At 45.3% G+C, this 17,343-nt stretch carries 15 protein-coding genes and 1 tRNA gene; 4 read left to right on the forward strand and 12 right to left on the reverse strand.

The window, feature by feature from the left end; genetic code table 11:
- Window positions 1-19: 19 nt before the first annotated feature.
- Window positions 20-241, forward strand: coding sequence for a DUF2795 domain-containing protein (locus DXD04_RS11740; RefSeq protein ID WP_002558131.1), 222 nt, complete (start codon window positions 20-22; stop codon window positions 239-241).
- A 218-nt stretch (window positions 242-459) separates the two neighbouring features.
- Entirely contained in the window at window positions 460-936 is a 477-nt protein-coding gene (gene trxA, locus DXD04_RS11745) for a thioredoxin (RefSeq protein ID WP_117673431.1), read from the forward strand.
- A 67-nt stretch (window positions 937-1,003) separates the two neighbouring features.
- Here trxA and DXD04_RS11750 read toward each other — a convergent pair whose 3' ends face one another.
- From DXD04_RS11750 to DXD04_RS11765, 4 genes are all read right to left on the reverse strand, one after another.
- Window positions 1,004-3,682 (reverse strand): 4-alpha-glucanotransferase, encoded by a 2,679-nt coding sequence (locus tag DXD04_RS11750; RefSeq protein ID WP_117673433.1) that lies wholly within the window; start codon window positions 3,680-3,682, stop codon window positions 1,004-1,006.
- A gap of 157 nt (window positions 3,683-3,839) precedes the next feature.
- A complete protein-coding gene (gene gyrB / locus DXD04_RS11755; RefSeq protein WP_007559905.1) occupies window positions 3,840-5,804 on the reverse strand; it encodes a DNA topoisomerase (ATP-hydrolyzing) subunit B in 1,965 nt (654 codons plus the stop codon).
- A gap of 163 nt (window positions 5,805-5,967) precedes the next feature.
- Window positions 5,968-6,222: a 30S ribosomal protein S20 gene (rpsT, locus tag DXD04_RS11760; RefSeq protein ID WP_007559907.1), complete on the reverse strand. Its 255-nt coding sequence runs from the start codon at window positions 6,220-6,222 to the stop codon at window positions 5,968-5,970.
- A gap of 43 nt (window positions 6,223-6,265) precedes the next feature.
- Window positions 6,266-6,337, reverse strand: a tRNA-Glu gene (locus DXD04_RS11765).
- Between the two features lie 377 nt (window positions 6,338-6,714).
- Here DXD04_RS11765 and DXD04_RS11770 point away from each other — a divergent pair.
- Entirely contained in the window at window positions 6,715-7,230 is a 516-nt protein-coding gene (locus tag DXD04_RS11770; protein ID WP_117673435.1) for a hypothetical protein, read from the forward strand.
- Window position 7,231: 1 nt separating this feature from the next.
- Window positions 7,232-7,957 (forward strand): DNA repair protein RecO, encoded by a 726-nt coding sequence (gene recO / locus DXD04_RS11775; RefSeq protein ID WP_007559912.1) that lies wholly within the window; start codon window positions 7,232-7,234, stop codon window positions 7,955-7,957.
- Between the two features lie 90 nt (window positions 7,958-8,047).
- On the opposite strand, the gene DXD04_RS11780 is transcribed toward recO, so the two are convergent.
- Genes DXD04_RS11780 through murD form a run of 8 tightly spaced genes read right to left on the reverse strand, consistent with a single transcriptional unit; the run spans window position 8,048 to window position 17,339 of the window.
- The gene (locus DXD04_RS11780) at window positions 8,048-8,497 is read right to left on the reverse strand and encodes a GatB/YqeY domain-containing protein (RefSeq protein ID WP_040312526.1); all 450 of its coding nucleotides are present in this window, start codon (window positions 8,495-8,497) and stop codon (window positions 8,048-8,050) included.
- Window positions 8,498-8,536: 39 nt separating this feature from the next.
- Window positions 8,537-9,847, reverse strand: a complete 1,311-nt coding sequence (gene ftsZ, locus DXD04_RS11785; RefSeq protein ID WP_117673437.1) for a cell division protein FtsZ — start codon at window positions 9,845-9,847, stop codon at window positions 8,537-8,539.
- 29 nt (window positions 9,848-9,876) lie between these two features.
- Entirely contained in the window at window positions 9,877-11,454 is a 1,578-nt protein-coding gene (gene ftsA / locus DXD04_RS11790) for a cell division protein FtsA (RefSeq protein ID WP_117673439.1), read from the reverse strand.
- Window positions 11,455-11,457: 3 nt separating this feature from the next.
- Entirely contained in the window at window positions 11,458-12,195 is a 738-nt protein-coding gene (locus DXD04_RS11795; RefSeq protein WP_022054657.1) for a cell division protein FtsQ/DivIB, read from the reverse strand.
- Window positions 12,192-13,568, reverse strand: a complete 1,377-nt coding sequence (murC, locus tag DXD04_RS11800; RefSeq protein ID WP_117673441.1) for a UDP-N-acetylmuramate--L-alanine ligase — start codon at window positions 13,566-13,568, stop codon at window positions 12,192-12,194. The genes DXD04_RS11795 and murC overlap by 4 nt, the downstream gene beginning before the upstream one ends.
- Window positions 13,558-14,688, reverse strand: a complete 1,131-nt coding sequence (gene murG / locus DXD04_RS11805; protein ID WP_117673443.1) for an undecaprenyldiphospho-muramoylpentapeptide beta-N-acetylglucosaminyltransferase — start codon at window positions 14,686-14,688, stop codon at window positions 13,558-13,560. The genes murC and murG overlap by 11 nt, the downstream gene beginning before the upstream one ends.
- A 39-nt stretch (window positions 14,689-14,727) precedes the next feature.
- Window positions 14,728-15,978 (reverse strand): FtsW/RodA/SpoVE family cell cycle protein, encoded by a 1,251-nt coding sequence (locus DXD04_RS11810; protein WP_022054660.1) that lies wholly within the window; start codon window positions 15,976-15,978, stop codon window positions 14,728-14,730.
- Between the two features lie 29 nt (window positions 15,979-16,007).
- Window positions 16,008-17,339 (reverse strand): UDP-N-acetylmuramoyl-L-alanine--D-glutamate ligase, encoded by a 1,332-nt coding sequence (gene murD, locus DXD04_RS11815; RefSeq protein ID WP_117673445.1) that lies wholly within the window; start codon window positions 17,337-17,339, stop codon window positions 16,008-16,010.
- Window positions 17,340-17,343 lie beyond the last annotated feature (4 nt).

Consider the following 17,343-nt stretch of genomic DNA (forward strand, 5'->3'; position numbering starts at 1 on the left):
CTGTTTAAAATTATATACTATGTATTGGACATTGGAATTGGCCTCAAAGCTGGAAGATGCTCCTTGGCCAGCAACTAAAGACGAGTTAATTGACTATGCAATGCGTTCAGGTGCTCCACTGGAAGTAATCGAAAACTTGCAGGAAATGGAAGACGAAGGAGAAATTTATGAAAGTATAGAAGATATCTGGCCTGATTATCCGAGTAAAGAAGATTTTTTCTTCAACGAGGAAGAATATTAATAGCCGTCAGGGCAGATTAAAAGATTAAATCTCAGCGGGATGAACAAAGTATATTTGTTTGTCCCGCTGATGTTTTATAGTATTCCATCGGACTTTCGCAATAAAAGTTATAAACGCGCGTTTCTCTCAACTTGTTTGATTCAAAATTTGTTCTTATTACAAAATGCACTATTTTTGTGCACAAAGAAAAGAATTGATAACCCGTTATTTTGTGAATTATGAAAAGATTGCTGTTGATGGCGCTGGCTGCTGCCATGCTGACTCCGGCTTGTGGAAATAATGCTGGTAAAGAAACCAAGGCGGAAGTACAGGAGAGTGCAGCTGTACAAGCCAATGTTACTCATCTGACTAAAGCTGATTTCTTGGCTAAGGTATATAATTATGAGAAGAATCCGAAGGAATGGAAATACGAAGGTGGTAAACCGGCCATTGTGGATTTCTATGCCACTTGGTGTGGTCCATGTAAGGCTATCGCCCCGGTATTAGAGAAACTGGCTGCGGAATACAAAGGAAAGATTGTGGTTTATAAGATTGATACAGATAAGGAACCTGAGTTGTCGGCAGCTTTTGGTATACGCAGTATTCCGACCCTTCTGTTCATTCCGGCAAAGGGAACTCCTCAGGTGGCGCAAGGGGCTTTGCCTGAAGAGGCTTTGAGAAAGACCATTGACGAATTTTTATTGGGAAAGAAGTAAATTTTTGATAAGAAAAAAATGAGGAGGGCCTGAAGTTGTTGGAATTTCAGGCCCTTATTGTATATTTTTATCTACGGTTGCTGTCTTCAATCAATTCACGGATTGTCTGGTTCAGTTCCTTTTCTTTCAGAAGTTGCTCCAGTGTGAGGTGCATTCTCCATCGCCAGTAATGCCGTGGATGGGCCGGTATGTTAATTCGCTCTCCTTCTATATCCGGATTGCGTAACTGCTCGTTGATGCTCATCCAGTCCTGCCATGCCAAAATGCAGAGCAGTGAAGGGCTTTTCAGGTGATGGAATACGATGTCCTTACAGAGCCATCCGGGAGCATGTACAGGAATCTCTCCCTGATGGTGCATTTCCTGATGGTAGAAGCGCTCTGTGAGGACTGGGTCTTCTTCCCACCATCCGCGGAAAGTGGACATGTCGTGCGTACCGATGGTGCATACCGACAAGAACGGATAGTTTTCAGGGTGTCCGAAGTCTTCGTACATTTGTTTGGGCATGCGTTGGATTTCAAGCGAGAGTATCTGCAACTGTCTCATTACCCAGGGCACACACTCCGGAACCATGCCTAAATCCTCTCCACATACTAACATAGGAGTGGACTGGGTGAGCACCGGAAGCTTTTTCATGGCTTCCTGATACCAGAATTCGTTGTGGCGCTGGTAGTAGTAATGATTGTACAGGTGATTGAAGGCTCCCTGTTGCTTCCAGTTCAGCTGCTGGAATACGGAATCATTCTGTACGGCAATTCTGGGATGGAGTTTCTCGGTGTCGTGGTGGTCTGTGACGAACAGCACGTTGCTGATCAGGGAATAAAGTCCTTCTTTTAGTTTCAGACTATCCTCGTCTTCTTTTCCATTGAAATAAGCTTCCACCTTTCGCTGGGTATCAAACTCCGGCAGTAATGCGTAGCCTCCTTTTCCGTTGGGCGTGATAAAATGTTGCCGTACGTACTCACTTTGTGCGCCGAAGACTTCTTCCAGCACCTTGTCGTTGATAAACGGCTGTGTCATGAAGTCCCGGTCCAGATTCAGACCAAAGCTTCTGATTTCATCCATGCTCAGGGGAAGGGAAGGGGAGAACTGTCCGAGCAGACCGTGTACCGAATGGTCGGGAATTTCCCAGATGCGGAAAAATCCTAAGATATGGTCGATGCGGTAGGCCGTAAAGTATTCTGCCATCTTGGAGAAACGGCGGCGCCACCAGCGGTAATTGTCTTTTTCCATTACTTCCCAATTATAGGTTGGGAATCCCCAGTTTTGTCCGTTGACAGAGAACGCATCGGGAGGAGCACCTGCCTGACCGTTGAGATGGAAATAATGGGGTTCTACCCAGGCTTCTACGCTGGAACGGCTGATACCGATGGGAATGTCGCCTTTCAGCAGAATGCCTTTTGCTCTGGCATACGTACTAACGGCGAGTAGCTGCACGTGCAACTGGTATTGCAGGTAATAGTAGAAGGCGATTTTGGTATAGGCTTTGTTTCCGGGTGTACACAGTCTGGCTATTTCATCGGCATCGTAAGTAGAATATTTCGGCCAGTGATTGAAATCCGGTGTGCCATACGAGTCGCGCAGGTAGCAGAAAGCAGCATAAGGCTGAAGCCATTCCTCATTATGCTGGAAGAAGTTCAGGAAATCTTCCGAGGCAAGTACTTTTTTCCCTTCCATCTGGTATACTTTTCTCAGGTAGTCCATCTTCAGCTTGTTAGCTTTCTCATAATCCATCATGGGAAGGGTATTCACTTCGATGCGTGCTTTTTCGAACGCTTCTGCGGCTTTCTTGTCCTTCAGGGCTGGGAGCTGGCGAAGGTCGATGTACATCGGGTGAAAAGCGTAGATGGAGATGCTGTTATAAGGATAAGAGTCAGTCCACGTACCACTCATAGTCGTATCATTGATGGGAAGAATCTGAATGGCTTTCTGTCCGGTCTCATCTGCCCAGTCGGCCAGTAGCTTCAGGTCGCCGAAGTCGCCTACGCCGCAACTGCCTTCCGAGCGAAGGGAGAATACGGGAATGGCGCAACCGGCTATCCGTTGCGGGGCATCGTCAAAGAACACTTCCGTTTCCATGGGCAGGTAGGTTTCTCCGCGTTGTAACGGTTGCAGAGGGAATATCCGGTTGGGGCGGGTTTCCCATTTCTCTACGGCTCCGGTTTCTTCATGAATGGCCACGAACTTATATTCAAAAGGATATTCCAATGAGGAGGCATCCAGTGTCAGGTGCCATACGTTGGGCTGTACTTCCTTCATTCTCAGCGGGCGGCAGTACTCCCAACTACCCAGTGCTGCACAGCTTCCGATGAGGCCCAGACGCTGTCCGTGGGTACTCAGTCCGGGGCAAAGTGCGCGGAAGGTGATGCACCTGCCGGTATTGTCAGACAAGCGGGAGGGCTGTTCCGGCGTGTATGCATTGTTGAAAGCCGATGTATAGCGGTAGGCATCTTGTGGCAGATCTCTCCAACAGTCTTCTACGAGGTAGTGCTGCTGTTGCAAGTTACCCGGATAGAAAGAATGGGGGATGGCGCCAAATTCCTGGCGTACAAGGGTGCCTTGACGGCTTACGGCATAACGGTAGCAGATAGGTTCGGAAGGGTGAAAGTCGAATTCTGCCTTTCCGGTCCATTCTTCTCCGTTGCGGGTAGTCATTTCTACGGTATGTTGTATGTGATTCTGGCTGAGAAGCACGCACAGGCTTTCTCCCCAGACTGTACGGTATTGTATGCGAAAAGTAATTTTCATATCTTATGTATTAGTTGTGGCTCATAGTTTTGTCCAAAAATAATGAATCTCATGGATTCATGCAAATAAAAAACCTCCGGATGTCCTTTCGGCTTCCGGAGGTTCCCTCGTGTAAGATGTGAGGATGGATTTAATAATAATGAATTAAAAAATGAGATTATGCGTCGATATTTGCATACGTCGCATTTTTCTCGATAAATTCACGGCGTGGACCTACATCGTCGCCCATTAGCATGGAGAATATATAGTCGGCTTCGGCCGCGTTTTCGATATTTACCTGTTTTAGGATACGGGTTTCCGGATTCATGGTAGTTTCCCATAACTGTTCCGGATTCATTTCACCCAAACCTTTGTAACGCTGGGTATGAATACCTTGCTCGTTTCCTTCGCCATATTTCTGGATGAAAGCCTGGCGGGCTTCGTCTGTATAGCAGTATTCGCTGATTTTACCTTTGCTGCATTTGTACAACGGAGGAGTAGCGATATACAGGTGACCACCCTGAATTACTTCAGGCATATAGCGGTAGAACAGTGTCATGATCAGTGTGTCGATGTGAGAACCATCGACGTCGGCATCGGTCATGATGATGACCTTGTGGTAGCGCAGCTTGTCAATGTTGGCTTTCTTGCTGTCTTCTTCACCGTCCACACCGAAACGTACGCCCAGCGCCTGAATGATGTTGTTCACTTCATCGCTTTCGAACGCTTTGTGCCACATGGCTTTTTCTACGTTCAGAATCTTACCGCGCAATGGCAGGATGGCCTGGAACTGACGGCTTCTTCCTTGCTTGGCCGAGCCACCTGCAGAATCACCCTCGACGAGGAAGAGTTCGCATTCTTCGGCTACACGGCTGGAGCAGTCGGCCAGTTTTCCCGGCAGTCCGCCACCGCCCATCGGACTTTTACGCTGAACCGATTCGCGGGCCTTGCGGGCAGCCACACGTGCGGTAGCAGCCAGTACCACTTTGTCGACAATAATCTTTGCTTCTTTCGGATGTTCTTCCAGGTAATAAGTCAGGGCTTCTCCCACAGCTTGATTCACAGCACCGCTCACTTCGTTGTTACCCAACTTGGTCTTGGTCTGTCCTTCAAACTGAGGTTCCGATACTTTTACAGAAATCACGGCAATCAGTCCTTCGCGGAAGTCTTCACCTGAGATTTCTACCTTGGCTTTTTCAAGCGCCTTGCTTTCTTCTGCATATTTCTTCAATACACGTGTCAGAGCCATACGGAATCCGGCTTCGTGTGTACCACCTTCGATGGTGTTGATGTTGTTCACATACGAGTGAAGGTTTTCACGGAATCCGGTGTTGTACATAATGGCACACTCGATGGGAATACCCTGTTTTTCGGTATTCAAGTAGATTACGTCATCAATGAGCGGTGTATTGTTGGAATTCAGGAAACGTACGAATTCTTTCACGCCTTCTTCTGAGTGGAACTTTTCCTGTTTGTAAGAACCGTCTTCCTCCTTCACGCGTTTGTCGGTCAGGGTGATGGTGATTCCTTTGTTCAGGTAAGCCAGCTCGCGCATGCGGGCCTGAAGAATGCTGTATTTATATTCGGTTACGGTGAAGATACTTCCATCCGGCCAGAAAGTCTGGCGTGTACCGGTAATGTCGGTTGTACCCACTTCTTTTACGGCATACAGCGGTTTTCCGCATTCATATTCCTGCTGGTAGATTTTTCCGTTGCGGAATACGTTGGTGGTCATGTGAGTAGACAAGGCGTTCACACAAGATACACCCACACCGTGCAGACCTCCGGAAACCTTATAGGAACCTTTGTCGAACTTACCTCCGGCATGAAGCACGGTCATTACGACTTCGAGGGCTGATTTTTTTTCTTTTTCGTGGAAATCGACCGGAATACCGCGACCGTTGTCTTGTACGGTAATCGAGTTGTCTTCGTTGATAGTTACTTCTATATGTGTACAATAACCGGCAAGGGCTTCGTCAATGGAGTTGTCCACTACCTCGTAGACCAGGTGATGCAAGCCTTTTTCGCTGATGTCGCCGATATACATGGCGGGGCGTTTACGAACGGCCTCCAGTCCTTCCAGCACCTGGATACTGCTGGCCGAGTAGTTGCTTCCGCTGTTCTGTGTCAGTTCTTCACTCATGTTTTTTCTTCGTTTTTTTAAGCTTTCAAAGATACTAAAAAAACTGGAACGAAGCGATTTTCAGCACTCTAAAAATCGTGAAAAAGACATGAACCGAGTCTATACGACAAAAGGCTAGATGTAATCATCCAGCCTTAATATCTTTCTTGCGTCAAGCGTAGACTTAAGCCAATTTGCTGATGTGAGCAGCCAGTTTAGACTTCAAGTTAGCAGCCTTGTTCGCGTGGATAATGTTGCGCTTAGCCAGCTTATCCAACATTTTCTGTACACTAGGATACAATGCAACAGCTTCAGCTTTGTCTGTAGTTGCACGAAGTTTCTTCACTGCGTTACGCATTGTCTTAGCATAATATCTGTTGTGAAGTCTTCTTTTTTCTTCCTGTCTGATTCTTTTAATAGATGATTTGTGATTTGCCATCTCGACTAATCTTTAATATTGTTCTTGATTTTTGTTTATTATGTAGCCCGTGGGGGAATCGAACCCCCCTTTCAAGAATGAAAATCTTGCGTCCTAACCGATAGACGAACGGGCCATCCTTTATTTCAGGAAGAACTCCTGAATTCTCACGAGGATACATATCTCTCGTTTGCGGATGCAAAGGTAGGAAGAATTTTGAAATCTCCAAAACATTCGCTCCTTTTTTTATGAAATTTGCTGTGTTTTTTTGAGTTCCCTTTCATTAAATGGAATTCCTTTTGCCGTTTTTTAGGTTTCTCGTGGCTGAACCTTATGTTTCCCTTCCGTAAAACTTACGGTTCCGCCTTGAGAAACGTAGGTTTCGCGGGAAGGAAACGTAAAAAGTGCCTCGTGGTGTGAAGAAAAAGTTTACGGGTTTTGTTTGTTTTGTATAAGGACTTTTTCTATCTTTCGTCCGCAAAAATGGATTTTATATTTAGGATAATTTGAAAGATGGAATGCTGTAAATTAAGGTCCGTCGGCCTGTATAATGGAAAGGTCTGTCTGGCAGAATGGGGAGATAAAGAAGGGGAGCCTTCTTCTTTCCAGGTGTTGGCTGAGTGTACGGAATTAGTGTATGTGCGTTTACGTACGTTGGAGGCGGTGGCCTCTTTTCGTTTTTTAGAGAGGGCTCTTGCCGTGATGGCGCATTATGACATGCCTGTTTTTGCCATGGCTTCTTCGGCCGGAAATTTTTCTGTGGTGACGGGAGCGGATGCTTCTGCTTTGCAGAATGTTTGTAAGGAACTTTCCGTATTTGCGGAAGTGACGGTGGAGAAAGAGGTGGAAGTGATATGTGTACAAGAGACGGCTGAGCGCAAAGGGGAGATGTCGGAAAAAGGTCTGGTGACTTTGCTGAAGGATATTCCTCTGCTGATGGTGTCTTCTGAAGAAGGTTCGGGCAGTGTTTCGCTGACGGTGCGGAGAAAGGACCGTGACAAAGTGCTGAATTTGTTCTTTGCTTGCTGATATGTTGCAGAAGTTGGATGGAGTAGTGCTGCACGTAGTAAGGTACAGTGACAAATCGAATATTGTGCATATCTATACTTGTCAGCATGGAAGTATGTCGTTTGTGATACCTGCCACGCGTTCGCGCAAGTCGCTGGTAAACGGGGCGTTGTTTCGTCCGCTTTCCCTGGTTGAGGTGGAAGCCGATGTGCGTTCCCGTACTTCTTTACCTCCGGTGAAGGAAGCAAGATTGTCTTATCCGTTGGAGTCAGTACCTTACGACCCGTACAAGTTAAGTATCGCGATGTTTTTGGCTGAGTTCTTGTCGCATGCCTTACGCGAGGAAGGGAAGAACGAACCGCTGTTTGCTTATCTGGTGTCGTCTATTCGCTGGCTGGATGCCTGCAGGAGTGATTATGCTAATTTCCACCTGGTGTTTCTGATCAGGTTGTCCAGGTTCTTGGGTTTTTATCCTAATCTGGAAGATTATCGGGAGGGAAGCTGGTTTGATATGTTGAATGCGTGTTTCGTAGAGAACAAGCCTTTGCACGGCATCTGTCTGTCTCCGGAAGAGTCGTCGCATATCTGCCAGCTGGCACGTATGAATTATGAAACGATGTTTCTATTCGGTATGAACCGTATGGAGCGGCAGCGTTGTCTGACTGTGATGATGGAATATTATCGTCTGCATCTTCCGGAATTCCCTGAACTGAAATCGCTTGATGTGCTGAAGGAACTTTTTGCTTGATACCTGAGTGACGATGGGAATAAAAAAACGGGACTCTCCTTTCATTTGAGAAAAGAGAATCCCGTTTTTTTGATGGGGATATGAATGATCTTATCCCAGCAATTCTTTTACTTTGGCAGAAATTGCTCTACCTTCAGCCAGACCAGCCAGTTCTTTAGAAGCTACTCCCATCACTTTACCCATGTCTTTTCCGCTGGTAGCACCTACGCGGGCAATGATTTCTTTCAGTTTAGCTTCCAGTTCTTCCGGAGAAAGCTGTTTCGGGAGGTATGCTTCAATCACACGTACCTGAGCCATTTCTTCTTCTGCCAGGTCGGCGCGGCCTTGTCCTTCGTATACAGAAGCTGAATCTTTTCCTTGTTTCACCAGTTTCTGCATGATTTTCAGGGCTGCATCATCGGTCAGGGTATCGTTGGCACCCGGAGCGGTTTTTGCTTCCAGAAAACATTTCTTTACGTTGCGCAAAGTCTCCAGTCTGACTTTGTCTTTGGCTTTCATGGCCTCTTTGATATCGTTGCTAATCTGTTCAAATAAATCCATATTCATTATAAAGTTTAAATGTTGTTCTCTTGGTGATGTTTAGAAAGTAATTGTCATAGAGCCGGTATTGGTTGTGGTTTCCGGTTCCGGTGCAATCTTTTCTTCTGTAGTCGCTTTCGAACGGATATTCTCCAGTTCCATCTTGGTGCGCTTGTAGGTAGGGGTTGTTTCTACCATGCTGATGATGTCATCGTTGGCCAAGTCTTCCTGACTGAAGATGTAGATGTTCGGACGTTTCTTGCGGATGCTGCTTTTCAGGATGCTTTTTCCGTAGTAGTCGCTTCGACGTTCGTCTTTCTTTTGCTCTTCTTCTTCCAGATCGTCCAAACGTTTCTGCTCTTCAAGTGAACGCTGTTTGAGCACATTGTCCATACCCGGAACGTCTTTGATACCGAATCCCGTAGCCAGAATGGTGAATTTTACTTTGTTTTCCAGCGTTTCATCAGTGTAAAGACCCCATTTGGTTTCTACGTCCTTGCCAAACTTGCTCATGAATTCATGGATTTCATCCATTTCACCCATCATCAGTTCGCTGTTCGGGCTATAGGTAATTACGAACAACACTTTCTTGGAGTTGAAAATATCGTTGTTGTTCAGCAACGGGGAATGAAGGGCATCGGTAATAGCCTGTGTGACTCTTCCTTCGCCTTCTCCGTATCCTGTACTCATGATTGCTACACCACCGTCCTTCAACACGGTTTTCACATCGTTGAAGTCCAGGTTGATGATACCTCTCAAGGTAATGATTTCTGCAATACTCTTTGCGGCGATAGACAGCGTGTCGTCTGCCTTTCCAAAGGCATTCATTACACTGATATCGGAATATACATCGCGCAGGCGTTCGTTGTTGATAACCAGCAGGGCATCTACATGCTTACTCATTTCTTCTACACCATCAAGAGCCTGGTCGATTTTCTTGTTGCCTTCGAACAGGAACGGAATGGTCACGATACCTACGGTCAGGATTTCCATGTCCTTAGCCGTTTTGGCAATGATAGGAGCCGCACCGGTTCCGGTTCCACCTCCCATACCAGCCGTGATGAATGCCATGCGGCATCCGTCGTTCAGCATATTCTTGATGTCTTCGATGCTTTCTTCAGCAGCAGCACGTGCCTTGGCCGGACGGTTTCCGGCTCCCAGTCCTTCGCTACCAAGCTGTAGTTTCCGGAGCACGGGTGATTCTTCCAGAGCCTGGTTATCCGTGTTGCAGACCACAAATGTCACATCATGGATACCTTCTTTGTACATGTGATTGACGGCATTACCTCCTCCGCCACCCACACCAATTACTTTTATTATATGTGGAGAGTCTTTCGGGAAATCGAAAGGTACCATTGTTTCGTCTGACATAATCCTAATATGTTTATGTAAATGAATAATCAGTTATCTTTTAATATTTCATCTGAAAGGTTTGTAACTTTCTTGGCAAAGAGGTCAAACCAACTGTTCTCTTTTTTCTCCTTGTTGATTTTCTTCTCCAGTTCATCCAGTTCTTCCTCCTTTTCAGCGAGGTGCATGCGCCGTGCATTTTCTACTTCCTTCAATGCAGCTTTGTATTTCTTTTTGCTGAGAAGTAGATGTGCTTCTTCTACGTATGCAGTATATTCTTCCAGTCGTTTACGGTTACGTTCTTCTTCCTGACGTTTTTTCTCTTCATTGATTTTGCGGATGCGTTCAGCTTCTTCTTCCGCTTTGCGTCTGGCTTCTTCCGCCTGAATACGTTCGGCTTCTTTGCGTTTGGCTTCTTCTTCCTTTTCCTTCAAATCTTCAATGAAGTCGAGCTGGTGACCTTTTCGAGGGTCTACTTTGAGACAGTTTTCTTTACCTTCGGCCAATAATCCGATCAGTGTGTTCTGTGTACCGTCTTTGGGAATTTCGATGGCACCGTTCAGTGTAATGTTTCCTCCTTTGGCAATACGGATTTTTTCAATCTTGGTAATCTGTTTGAATGCTTCGTCCATGTTGGGCATGTTGGAAGCCCCACCGGTAAGAATCAGTCCGGCCAGCAATTTATCGCCGTATTCAGATACCATGATTTGATTCCATACGTTCGAGATGATTTCATTCACACGAGCTTCCACGATGTATTCCAATTTGTGGGCTGCAATGCTACATTTCCCTTCGATGCTGTATTCCTGTTCATCTGCGGTTTCGTCATTTTCTGCTGGAGGTGTCAATGCACATCCGTAGCGGAGTTTCAGCTGTTCTGCATCTTCTTCTTCGATTTGCAGGCTGCAAATATCTTTGGTAATGTTATTGCTTCCCAATGGAATGACTGCCAGATGGCGCAGGATGTTGTTCTTATATACTGCCACAGTCGTTGTGTCTGCACCTAAATCCACGAGTGCACAGCCGGAGCGTTTTTCACTGTCGGTCAGTACCACGCTGGCGGTAACAACCGGCGAAAGGAAATAGTCTGCTATTTCGTATTTGGTCTGGTTGAAACACTTGGTGATTCTGTCTTTGAGCGTATGGTGTGCGATAATATTCAAATAACGCCCCTCAATGCGGTCGGCTGAAATACCGACAGGTTCAGTCAGCAGATTGTTTCCTACTTTGTATTCTTGTGGTTCTACATCCAGAATCTCCTGATCTATCAGTGAGATTTCCCGGTTGCTTTCCATAAGTGATTCAATCAGTGCTTGTGATATTTTTGTATCTTCCCCTAATTGCTTGGTCACATTGTTACGTGTGCTTCGTATAGACTGTCCGCCTATTCCCACATAGACTTTCTTGATGGAAGCCTGCAAATCTTCTTCCAGCTTCTGGATAACAGAAACCAGCACTTGGGTGGTTTTATCCAGATTGAAGATTGCCCCCTTTTTGATACAATCTGACGAAGGAGTATTGGCATAGGCAAGAATCTGGATACTTCCATCAGCATTCTTTTTGCCGGCAATTCCTGTGATGTGAGTCGAACCCAGTTCGATAGCTGCTATAAAATCTGTTACTGCCATATCTTAGTCTTCTTTTTTTGTTCCGATAATTTGATTGTTAAACTCAATACTGATTCGCTCATATTTGTTCCAGCCGATGCGGTTGAGCACTTTGCTGTAAAACGTTTGCAATTTACTGAATTTTTCTTCAAAATCAGTGGCTTTCCCTAAAAAAAGAATATGGTCGCCTACTCGGGGAACAATTTCCAGTTCTTTTTTCGGGGTTACGTTGATCTGTTCCACTTGGGCTTTCCAAAACGGATTGCGCTGGAGGTACAAGCCTAATTCATATAATTCCTGTTGAGCAAACTTTCGGTCAATAAAACCCGTGGCAACGGCTACATGAATTGGCTTTCCTGTGGCATTCATGATTTTCCCGGAATGGTCAATGTAGTAATTGTCCCCATTGCTGCTCATGATTCGTAAGAGAGGGATACGCTGGTAGATTTCAATTCCTACTTTCCCTCCCGAAGTGAGATAGCATTCAGCTCTGCTGATGAAAGGATGCTGTGACAGCACTTCCTCTAGCTGGCGGACATTGATTGTGCCAATACGCTTTTTCTCCGGGTATAGATTCTTCTGCTTTAGTAGTTTGGTTACTTCTGCTTCAGTGATGAAACCGTAGTCAACGCTGTCTTTAACAACCAATTCCATACCCTTGCAGACCTGATTTTCGGGCTTGCGATTGAATATGGTAACGGCCACTATGAGGTAAATAGAGACCGCTACCAGAATGCAGAGTATGAGAATTCGTTTAATCATCTATCTTTTAGTAATTCATAAATTTGTGGAACGTAATTGTCTATGTCTCCAGCTCCAAGCGTGATGAGTACGTCCAGCTTTTTATTTTTCAGTACTTCCATAATCTGCTCTTTGGAACACATGCTTTTTTCTATGCCGGGGCGTAAGTTATCATAGATAAGCTGACTGCTTACTCCTGGTATCGGAGCCTCCCGGGCTGGATAAATATCCAACAGAATCACTTCGTCTAAGAGTGACAGGCTATGGGCAAAATCCTGATAGAAATCGCGGGTACGCGTGTAAAGATGAGGCTGGAACACGGCCGTGATTTTCCGGTTAGGATATAATTTGCGGATAGAGCTTACACTCTGTCGGATTTCTTCCGGATGATGTGCATAATCACTCAGAAAGACGATGTGTGAATTCTTTATCTTGAAATCAAAACGACGGTCCACCCCTCTGAACTGTGGCATTGCGGCCTTTATTTCTTCTGTGGTGGCACCTCCGATTTGTGCTAAAGCCATAGCGGCAATACCGTTTTCAATATTGACAAAGACAGGTACTCCTAACTGCACGTTGGTGATGTTGCCTAAAGGAGATATGTAGTCGAAATAAATTTCACCGTCGTCAATACGGATGTTTTCGGCATGGAAGTCTCCTTTTTCGGTAGAGTAGGTGTACACAGTAACTCCCGGCTGTACATCGGGTTTCAGTTCCAGTCCTTCCTTGATAATCAGGTATCCGTCCGGACGGATAAGTGAGGTGTACTTACGGAAACTTTCCAGGTAAGCTTCGTGCGTACCGTAAATGTCCAGATGGTCTGAATCGGTGGCGGTAATAACCGTAGCATACGGAGTCAGCCAATGGAATGAACGGTCGAATTCGTCTGCTTCGATAACTACATAGTCACTTTTATCTGATAATAACAGGTTGGTCTGGTAGTTCTTGGAAATACCTCCTAAAAATGCATTGCATCCCACGTGTGAATGGTCCATCAGGAAAGCTGCCATGGTAGAGGTGGTTGTTTTTCCATGGGTCCCGGCTACACACATTCCTTTCTCAGTCTGAGTCAGCATTCCCAATACCTGGGCACGTTTGTGAATCTCAAACTGATGTTCCTGGAAATAAACCAATTCTTTGTGGTTGGTAGGGATAGCAGGCGTATAGACCACCAGCGTGGTTTCCGGATGAAGAAATACTTCCGGGATGAGAGACACATTTTCTTCATAATGGATGTCTGCTCCTTCTGCAATCAGTTTCTCTGTCAGCTCGCTTGGAGTGCGGTCATAACCGCCTACTTTTTTCCCTTTTGACAGGAAATAACGTACCAGAGCACTCATGCCTATGCCTCCGGCTCCAATGAAATAGACTGCCTGTATGGTATTAATGTTCATGATTTTCTTTGTATTTTAACGCTAGCTTGCAGACCTCCTTTGCGATGATAGTGGCAGAGTCCTTGATAGCCAGTTTGGTAATGTTGTTCCTTAATTCTTTCAATAAATCGGGTTTGTGAACCGTTTCGATGGCGGTATCCAGCAGTTTTTGAGTTGCTTCGCTATCTTTAATGTAAAGTGCCGCATTCTTGTTGACAAGTGCCAGTGCATTTTTTGTCTGGTGGTCTTCTGCCACATTGGGAGAAGGTACCAGGATGACTGGTTTGCCTAACAGACAGAATTCTGAGATAGAACCTGCGCCTGCACGACTGATTACCACATCTGCAGCGCTATAAGCAGCAGCCATATCGGATATGAAGTCGGTTACGTGCAACATTGGAAGTTCCCCGTAAGCCTTTACAGCTTGTTGGGCTTCATTGATATAGATTTTCCCGGTCTGCCAGATAAACTGCACTCCTGATTCTTTGATTTTGTCGAATCCCTGCATCATGCAGTTGTTGATTGTGCGTGCTCCCAAGCTGCCTCCGACAATTAGAATGGTCTTCTTCTTGGGGTCTAATCCGAACGAGCGGATTGCTTCTTCACGTGATATGTTTTTGCTCAACAACCCTTGTCTGACTGGGTTTCCTGTCAGAATGATTTTGTCTTTATCAAAGAACCGTTCCATTCCTTCGTATGCCACGCAGATTTTTTCTGCTTTTTGAGCCAATAGCTTATTGGTGACTCCGGCATAAGAATTTTGTTCCTGTATCAGCGTGGGAATACCCATCATGCCTGCCATTTTCAGGGTAGGACCACTGGCATAGCCTCCTACGCCTACAGCAGCATGAGGCTTGAAATCCTTTATGATTTTGCGGGCCATCAGTTGACTTCTGAACAATTTGATAAGTACACTGATGTTTTTCAATAAATGCTTTCTGTCAAATCCAGCGACTGGCAATCCGATAATCTTGTAACCTGCGGCAGGAACGCGTTGCATTTCCATTCGTCCTTCTGCTCCGATAAACAAAATCTCAGTGTCCGGATATAATTCCTTTATGGCGTTGGCGATGGAAACGGCGGGAAAAATATGTCCTCCCGTGCCACCTCCACTTACTATGATGCGTAATTTTTCTTCCATATTCTAATGTGATTTACCTGCAAAGGTAAGAATAAACTTTTAAACGGATTTCTCCTGTGGTATGATATTATTTTCTGGAGCAATCTCCTGAGATTGTTCTGTCTGTTGTGCGAGCAATTCTTCTGCCTGCTGACGTTTCAAGTCGTTTACGTATCGGCTGATACTCAGAATCATTCCAATGTAAACACAGTTGACGAGGGTTGATGTACCTCCTTTACTGATAAGTGGCAAAGGCTGTCCGGTGACTGGCATGATTCCTACGGCTACCAGCATATTAAACGTGGCCTGCAACACAAGCAGAATCCCAATGCCTGTAACCAGAAATATGTAATATGACTTGTCACAGTTTCTGGCTATTTTGGCAATTCTCATCAGAAGCAGGATGTAAAGAATGGCTACGAAAGCTCCTCCTACAAGTCCCAACTCTTCGATGATGATGGCATAGATAAAGTCGGAAAAAGCTTGTGACAGGAAATCTCGTTGTACACTGTTTCCCGGGCCTTTTCCTAAAATGTGGCTACTTGCTATGGCAATATTGGCATGGGCTATCTGTGCATCATTGTCGATGTCGAATTTGGCTGCCGGTATTTCACTCTCGTCAAAATGATTGTTCAAGCGGCTTTGCCAGGTTACCATACGATGAAGCCCGATTTTATCCCAGGCTTCTCCAGGAATATATTTGATGGTTCCTACACCAATGATGATGCAGGCAAAACCGATACCTGCAAGTAATCCGAGCTGCTTGAAGGGAACTCTTCCTACAAACATGAGAAGAAAAACACTTCCTGCCAACAAAACTGCCGTAGAAAGGTTTTCAGTCACAATGAGTCCGCAAGTTGCAGCCGTAATGCCGCATATATACTTGAAAGCTTTTTTGTTGGCTCCATTTTCTTCCTGCATGCGCGAAAGAATGAATGCGACGGTGATGATGGTTGCCATTTTGGCAACTTCTGAGGGCTGGAACTGAATGAAACCTAAATCAATCCATCGTTTGGCTCCATTGGTAAGGGCACCAATCACGAATACGGCTATCAGTAATGCCCATGATATAGGTAGTAAAGCGATAAAAGTCTTAAACCAGCGACAGGGAATATTATGCACAATCCATACAGCGATAGTACCAACCATCAGCAAGGTCAGATGGTTGGTAATCGGTCCCCAGTGGTCTCCACTTTTATAGGTAAGCGTACTGGATGCACTGAATACCTCTACAATGGATATCAGGCAGAGAAACAGGTAAATAATCCAGATCGCTTTATCCCCTTTAAAAAAGTTTTTTAGCAAATCCATGTGCTATGATTCTAACTTTTTAATGATGCTTATAGGTTTCTTACACACTCTTTAAACTGGTCGCCTCGGTCCTCATAACTTTTAAACAGGTCAAAGCTTGCGCAGCACGGACTCAGCAACACGGTTTCTCCTTTTTTTGCCATGTTGTAGGCTGCGTTTACGGCATCAGGCATGCTTTGTGCGTCTACAATCGGAAGACCAAAGTTGCCGAAAAAGTCGTGCAGCTTTTCGTTATGGAGTCCCAAGAATATCAGTCCGCTACATTTCTCTTTTACAAGGTCGGCAATCTCATTGTAGTCATTTCCTTTGTCTTTTCCTCCCAAAATCAAAACTGTTTTGGTTTTCATGCTTTGAAGTGCATACCAGCAAGAGTTGACGTTCGTAGCTTTTGAGTCGTTGATATAATCCACTCCTTTTACGCGTGCTACCTTTTCCAGTCTGTGCTCTACGCCTTTGAAGTCATTCAGTGCTTCGCGGATGCATTCTTTGCGAATACCTGCAATGTTAGCAGAAATACCGGCAGCCATGGAGTTGAAGAGGTTGTGAGTTCCAGTCAAAGCTAATTCTTCCTGTTCCATGTTGAATGCGATAGGACGGGTGAAGTACACCTTGTTTTCTTCGGTAAAGGCGGCGACTCCCTCTTCGTTCTTTTCAGCGAATGGGAAGTATTGTCCGTGAATACCATATTTATGAAGTTCCTTCTGTATGATGGGGTCGTCGTTCCAGAAAATGAAGGCATCATCATCCGTTTGGTTCTGGATAATACGGAATTTGGCATCTACGTAATTCTGCATTTCGAATCCGTAACGGTCCAGATGGTCTGGAGTGATGTTCATCAGCACGGCGATATTGGCATGGAACTTATACATGTTGTCGAGCTGGAAGCTGCTGAGTTCAATGACATAATAGTCATAATTACATTCAGCCACCTGATAAGCCAGACTTTGCCCGATATTGCCTGCCAGTCCCACATTCAGGCCTGCTTTCTTGAAGATGTGATAAATCAGTGAGGTTGTAGTCGTTTTACCATTGCTGCCTGTGATACAAATCATTTTGGCATTGGTATATCGGCCTGCAAATTCAATCTCCGAAATGATGGGAGTACCCTGATTCTTTAATTTCAGAATGATAGGAGCATCATTGGGAATTCCCGGGCTTTTAATCACTTCATCCGCATTCAGAATCAACTCTTCTGTGTGTTTACCTTCTTCCCATTGAATACCTCTTTCGTTCAACATTGCTTTGTACTTGTCCTTGATGAGGGACATGTCTGATACAAATGTGTCAAATCCTTTTTTCTGTGCCAGGACAGCGGCACCAGCTCCGCTTTCTCCTGCTCCTAAGATGACAATTCTTGCCATTGCT

This window comes from Phocaeicola plebeius (genome assembly GCF_003437535.1).
GTDB classification, from domain to species: Bacteria; Bacteroidota; Bacteroidia; order Bacteroidales; family Bacteroidaceae; genus Phocaeicola; species Phocaeicola plebeius_A.

What these genes read in the sequence shown, in the direction of transcription:
- DXD04_RS11740 (WP_002558131.1), top strand. Translation starts at nt 20, where the DNA reads ATGTATTGGACATTGGAATTGGCCTCAAAGCTGGAAGATGCTCCTTGG.
- trxA (WP_117673431.1), top strand. Translation starts at nt 460, where the DNA reads ATGAAAAGATTGCTGTTGATGGCGCTGGCTGCTGCCATGCTGACTCCG.
- DXD04_RS11750 (WP_117673433.1), bottom strand. Translation starts at nt 3,682, where the DNA reads ATGAAAATTACTTTTCGCATACAATACCGTACAGTCTGGGGAGAAAGC.
- gyrB (WP_007559905.1), bottom strand. Translation starts at nt 5,804, where the DNA reads ATGAGTGAAGAACTGACACAGAACAGCGGAAGCAACTACTCGGCCAGC.
- rpsT (WP_007559907.1), bottom strand. Translation starts at nt 6,222, where the DNA reads ATGGCAAATCACAAATCATCTATTAAAAGAATCAGACAGGAAGAAAAA.
- DXD04_RS11770 (WP_117673435.1), top strand. Translation starts at nt 6,715, where the DNA reads ATGGAATGCTGTAAATTAAGGTCCGTCGGCCTGTATAATGGAAAGGTC.
- recO (WP_007559912.1), top strand. Translation starts at nt 7,232, where the DNA reads ATGTTGCAGAAGTTGGATGGAGTAGTGCTGCACGTAGTAAGGTACAGT.
- DXD04_RS11780 (WP_040312526.1), bottom strand. Translation starts at nt 8,497, where the DNA reads ATGGATTTATTTGAACAGATTAGCAACGATATCAAAGAGGCCATGAAA.
- ftsZ (WP_117673437.1), bottom strand. Translation starts at nt 9,847, where the DNA reads ATGTCAGACGAAACAATGGTACCTTTCGATTTCCCGAAAGACTCTCCA.
- ftsA (WP_117673439.1), bottom strand. Translation starts at nt 11,454, where the DNA reads ATGGCAGTAACAGATTTTATAGCAGCTATCGAACTGGGTTCGACTCAC.
- DXD04_RS11795 (WP_022054657.1), bottom strand. Translation starts at nt 12,195, where the DNA reads ATGATTAAACGAATTCTCATACTCTGCATTCTGGTAGCGGTCTCTATT.
- murC (WP_117673441.1), bottom strand. Translation starts at nt 13,568, where the DNA reads ATGAACATTAATACCATACAGGCAGTCTATTTCATTGGAGCCGGAGGC.
- murG (WP_117673443.1), bottom strand. Translation starts at nt 14,688, where the DNA reads ATGGAAGAAAAATTACGCATCATAGTAAGTGGAGGTGGCACGGGAGGA.
- DXD04_RS11810 (WP_022054660.1), bottom strand. Translation starts at nt 15,978, where the DNA reads ATGGATTTGCTAAAAAACTTTTTTAAAGGGGATAAAGCGATCTGGATT.
- murD (WP_117673445.1), bottom strand. Translation starts at nt 17,339, where the DNA reads ATGGCAAGAATTGTCATCTTAGGAGCAGGAGAAAGCGGAGCTGGTGCC.